A 4,710-nucleotide genomic window follows, 5' to 3' on the forward strand; every position below is an offset into this window, starting at 1 on the left:
GCTGGTACACAGACCACCAAGCAGCCCCAGTGACGATCTCGGGCACCTGCACCACCCCGAGCAGCGGCGGTAGCGGCGAGGCCCCGCTGGTGAGGTACGTGGCCGTCTCGTCGAAGACCGGCTGCGCAATGTCATCGCTGATCATGTACGCGATAACAGCGTCGAGTTCGAGGTGGTGGACCCACGCTGCGAACCGCCCGCGGCTCTCGGTGAGCTTCTCCACTGCTTCGTCCAGGTCGAACCGTGCGACCGGGCCGAGGCGGACGGTGTCGACGCCCTCGTCGTCGACGAAGAACGCGAGGATCAGCGAGTTGTTCGGGTAGAACCCGAGGATGCCGGGGAGGTTCGCGAGGATCTCGCCGTGGGATGCAAGCGTGTGAGAATGGGTGGACATGGCAGTGCTCCTTTGCACGAATACGGGGTGTATGTGGTCAATCCCGTATTCGGCCCGGCTCTGCCGGTCGCAGGCGTATCCCAGCAGTGCAGCACTCATGTGTGCCGAGCGTCGCTAGCGCAGCCTGATGCCTTCTCGCCGGGTGCGAGCGCTAGCGACGCAGCCTGTGCTTAAGCGTCGGCTTCGATGCGCTTGAGAGCGCGATAGATCGTCGGCCGCGAGACGTTAAAGGTGCGCGCTACAGCGCTGACGGACTTGCCGCCGTCGATAAGCTCCTTGGCCATCTGCGCCTGCTCAGCGCTGAGCTTCGGCTTGGGGCCGGCGACCCTGCCCTGTGCGCGGGCGTGCGCCACGCCCTCACGGGTGCGCTGGACAAGCAGGTCACGCTCCCACTCGGCAAGACTTGCCATGACGTTGATAACCACCTTGTCGGTGGGCTTCGACGTGTCCAGCGCTGGCTCCAACACCTTGACGTTGATGTCACGCTCGGCGAGGTCAGCGATGGTGTTCACGGTGTCCGCGAGGCTGCGGCCGAGCCTGTCCAAGCGCGTGACAACGAGCGTGTCGTCGGGGCGCATGTACGCCAGCGCGTCATCAAGACCAGGCCGTTGCCAGTTGGTGCCGGAGATGGTGTCTGAGTAGATGTGGTCCGGGTCGCAGCCAGAGCCTGAACGCTCAGATGACTTCGAGCCTGACTTCTAGCCTGGAACCGCTGGTAGAAGTAGCTGTATCTGAGGCAATGTCGAAAGAGTCCGAAAGCCTGCACAAGGCAGCAGAAGCATCTAAGAAGGCTCGCAGCGCCCTGCTCCAGGAGAAGGAGTCCAACGAAAAGCTGCTGGAGAAGATACGTGCAGAGCGCAAAAAGTACAACGACGACATGGAAAAGTCGAACACGAACTTTATTAAGGCCTGCATGTCTGCCTCGTGGATTGCAGCCAGTGTTCTCTTCGTTGCTATCGCACTCGTTGCTGTCGGAGCCTTGGGGAACGGGCTGCTAAGTATGCTCGGCATACCCGACGGCGTGTCTGCCTTGTGGGGTCACGTCCAGGAGGCCAACGGCATCGGCCCAACACTGGGCTGGTTGGCGTTAACACTTATCGTCATAGGGGTTCTTATAGCGCTTATGACCTGGATGTTGTCCCAGGCTGCGCCGGGTATTGCTCACTTAGTCGAGGAATACCGTCGCAATCACCCGAGGAAAGAAACGAACCACTAACTAGAACACGTGCACCGTAAAAAGTAAAAATCCCCACAACACAGCGTAGCGGTTAACCGCTACGCTTCTTTTATGCTCTTCCTATGCCCCAACTTTGCAACAGCACCAATAAACTGGCGCCCCGGTTATAAGTTGGGGCGCCAAGTCGATGTGCTCGAGTCGGGGGATGTTAGTGGCCGGTGCCAAGCCGGCCAGACAGGCGGTTCAGCCGGTCCTGACTGGGACCGTCGAGCCCGATAATGGACACGGTTTTGCCTCTGTCCTGGAACTTCTGCGTAATCGCGTCAAAGGTCGCGACCGTGGAGGCATCCCAGATCTCCGCCTCAGTGAGATCAATAGTGATATGACGGGCAGAATCGGTGTAATCAAAGCGATAAACCAGGTCATTGCTTGATGCCCAAAACAACTGGCCATGCACCCGGTAGGTACGAGTATCAATCTCTCCATCGCCGTCGCCGTCGATCTCGGAGACCTTTTCAATGGAAGCGATATGTGCCATCCGACGGGCGAACATGATCATCGCGGTGACCACACCCAACACCACACCAATGGCCAGGTTGCTGGTGGCTAGGGTGGCAATAATCGTCACGGCCATAACAATGGTCTCAGAGACCGGCATGAGTTTAAGGGTGCGTGGATGCACGGAGTGCCAGTCGATGGTGCCGACCGAGACCATGATCATGATTGCCACCAGCGCAGCCATCGGGATCATGCCAACGATGTCGCCCAGTGCCAGGACCAGGACCAGCAGGAACACACCGGCTAACAGGGTGGATAGGCGGGTACGTGCCCCGGATTCGCGGACGTTGATCATGGTTTGACCGATCATCGCGCAGCCACCCATGCCGCCGAAGAAACCGGAGGCAATATTAGCCACCCCCTGTCCCCAGGATTCACGAGTTTTATCGGAGTGGGTGTCGGTGAGGTCGTCGACGAGCTTGGCGGTCATCAACGATTCCATGAGACCGACCACGGCCATGGCCAGGGCATAAGGCGCGATGATCTGCAGGGTCTCCAACGTCCACGGCACGTTCGGAATAAACAGGGACGGTAAGGTCTCCGGCATCTTGCCCATGTCCGAGACCGTCGGGACAGTCAAACCGGCGGCAATGACCAAACCGGTGAGCACGATAATCGTGACCAGCGGGGCGGGGATCACACTGGTGAGCTTGGGGAAGAAAATCATGATCACCACACCCAAGCCGACGAGTGGGTAGACTATCCAAGGCACATCAATGAGGTGTTCGAGTTGGGCGGTGAAAATCATAATGCCCAGTGCATTGACGAAACCCAGCATCACCGATCGGGGGATAAAACGCTGAAGTTTCGCCACACCGAGGGCGCCGAGCACGATTTGTAGGACACCGCCCAACAGGACGGTGGCGATGAAATAATCCATCCCGTAACCACGCGCCACAGGAGCAATGACTAGGGCAATAGCCCCGGTGGCGCCGGTGATCATTGCCGGGCGGCCACCGGTAAAGGCGATCGCAATGGCCATGACTACCGAGGAAAACAGACCCATGGCTGGGTCAACACCGGCAAGGATGGAAAAGGCAATGGCCTCAGGGATCAGCGCCAGGGATACCGCCAGTCCGGCCAGAATCTCTATACGGATACGGGCGGGGGAAGAAAATGCGTAACGGAAGGATGCGATGATCCCGGTAGGGGCATCAGCGCCGTCTGGACTCAGGAGGGGGCGGGGGGCTGCCGTGCTAGTTTCAGTCATAGATGTCCAATCTTTGAGGGGATAGGTAACTGGGCGAACGCCCGAAAGGAATCCAACCCTCTAGTAACTTTAGGTTTGGTGATGGTGGTCATGGTAGCGGGAGTTTTACTCAACCGCCAACCCAGGCACAGGAACCCGTGGGCAACATCACCGTGAAGGAGAACAGGCAATGCAAAACAGTAATTTCAAGATCGGCGAGGTCGTTGACCAGACGGGGTTGTCGATTCCCACCTTGCGTTATTATGACAACGTCGGCCTGATTACCCCATCGGGGCGTAGCCCTGGTGGGTTCAGGCTTTATAGTGAGGCTGATGTACGTCGTGTTTTGCTGGTGCGACGGATGAAACCGCTGGGGTTTACTCTGGATCAGATGCGGGAATTCCTGGAAGCTGCGGAGATTCTTCATAGTTCAGATGGCGGGCAGGAAAGTGATACCGCACAGCAGGCACGGAGTAATGCCAAGGCCACCCTTGCCGACATTCGTGAGGAGACGCGCACCCGCTACGAAAAGCTACGCAAGCAAATTGCCTACGCTGAGGAATTCCTCGATCTGGTCAACACCCTGGCACCCTAAACTGCCCCCATCCTTCGCAGGGAGAAAAAGACCATCGTATTGAATGCGCTCTGTCGAATCGCGTTCCAGATGAAGTGGACGAACGCCCGCGGCCTCTCCGGAGTGGATGGCGATAGTACAGAGGACTTCTGAAATCCGTGCAGACGACTCCTCAAAACGACACAGTCATCCAAGGTCACAAAATCGAAAATTGTCACTTAACCCCATCACTTCCAAACCGGCTTAAGTGACAAAATGCCATCGCTAAAGTCCCGATTTGAGTCCCAGGACGTGCGCCTTAAGAGAAATAACCAAAGCCCCTACCAGTGTTTCTCCTGGTAGGGGCTTGGAAGTTGGTAGCGGGGGCAGGATTCGAACCTACGACCTCTGGGGTAACAAGAGCCGTGTCATACTTCGGGTTAAGCGACAAAATGTGTGTCTGCTATCGGCGTGTCGCGGGGGTTAGATGTGGCCTTTTTGGATGCCGATTGAGTGTGTGTACTCGGTATCGATACCGTTGTCGTAGAGGGCTGGTCGTCCTGTTTCATAGTCGGCTTGGTTCTCGTTTCGGGTCAGGGTTGTAACTTTGGCGAGTTGGTTCTGGCCCCAGTTGGACTGTCTGGCGATTTCTATTGGATCGCCAGGCAGTTCCGTTTTCAGATACAGCCACCAATCCAGCATTTTGCGTTGGTGCTCACCTGATCTGCCGCGATGAGTTCTCGCAAGGAGCTTCAATTGGGCGTTGATGCCGCCTTCAAGGCTGTTGGTGGTGGATTTGATCCGTTGCGGCTTAAGCACGTCTTTCGGGGGCTTGAGGT

Annotated in this window: 5 protein-coding genes and 1 pseudogene; 2 read left to right on the plus strand and 4 right to left on the minus strand. The window is 57.5% G+C overall.

What is annotated here, in order from left to right; translation table 11 throughout:
• On the minus strand, positions 1–394 hold a 394-nt coding region (locus tag HMPREF2656_RS05160; protein WP_141761022.1), incomplete at its 3' end, for a DUF4192 family protein.
• A 170-nt stretch (positions 395–564) separates the two neighbouring features.
• Positions 565–1,038, minus strand: a complete 474-nt coding sequence (locus HMPREF2656_RS05165; RefSeq protein ID WP_080972893.1) for a recombinase family protein — start codon at positions 1,036–1,038, stop codon at positions 565–567.
• 95 nt (positions 1,039–1,133) lie between these two features.
• On the opposite strand from HMPREF2656_RS05165, the gene HMPREF2656_RS05170 reads away from it, so the two are divergent.
• Positions 1,134–1,610 carry a hypothetical protein gene (locus HMPREF2656_RS05170; protein WP_012359769.1) on the plus strand — a complete coding sequence of 159 codons (477 nt, stop codon included), beginning with the start codon at positions 1,134–1,136 and terminating at the stop codon, positions 1,608–1,610.
• A gap of 169 nt (positions 1,611–1,779) precedes the next feature.
• Here HMPREF2656_RS05170 and HMPREF2656_RS05175 read toward each other — a convergent pair whose 3' ends face one another.
• Complete coding sequence (locus tag HMPREF2656_RS05175; protein WP_070816030.1) at positions 1,780–3,339, minus strand: SulP family inorganic anion transporter; 1,560 nt, start codon at positions 3,337–3,339, stop codon at positions 1,780–1,782.
• A 169-nt stretch (positions 3,340–3,508) separates the two neighbouring features.
• Between HMPREF2656_RS05175 and HMPREF2656_RS05180 the strand changes: the two genes are divergently transcribed.
• Entirely contained in the window at positions 3,509–3,913 is a 405-nt protein-coding gene (locus tag HMPREF2656_RS05180) for a MerR family transcriptional regulator (protein WP_034664654.1), read from the plus strand.
• A gap of 441 nt (positions 3,914–4,354) precedes the next feature.
• Here the strand turns inward: HMPREF2656_RS05180 and HMPREF2656_RS05185 are convergent.
• Positions 4,355–4,710 (minus strand): annotated as a pseudogene (locus HMPREF2656_RS05185) (IS256 family transposase); the annotation flags it as partial.

The sequence above is a fragment of the Corynebacterium sp. HMSC034B08 genome (genome assembly GCF_001835805.1).
GTDB lineage: Bacteria > Actinomycetota > Actinomycetes > Mycobacteriales > Mycobacteriaceae > Corynebacterium > Corynebacterium coyleae.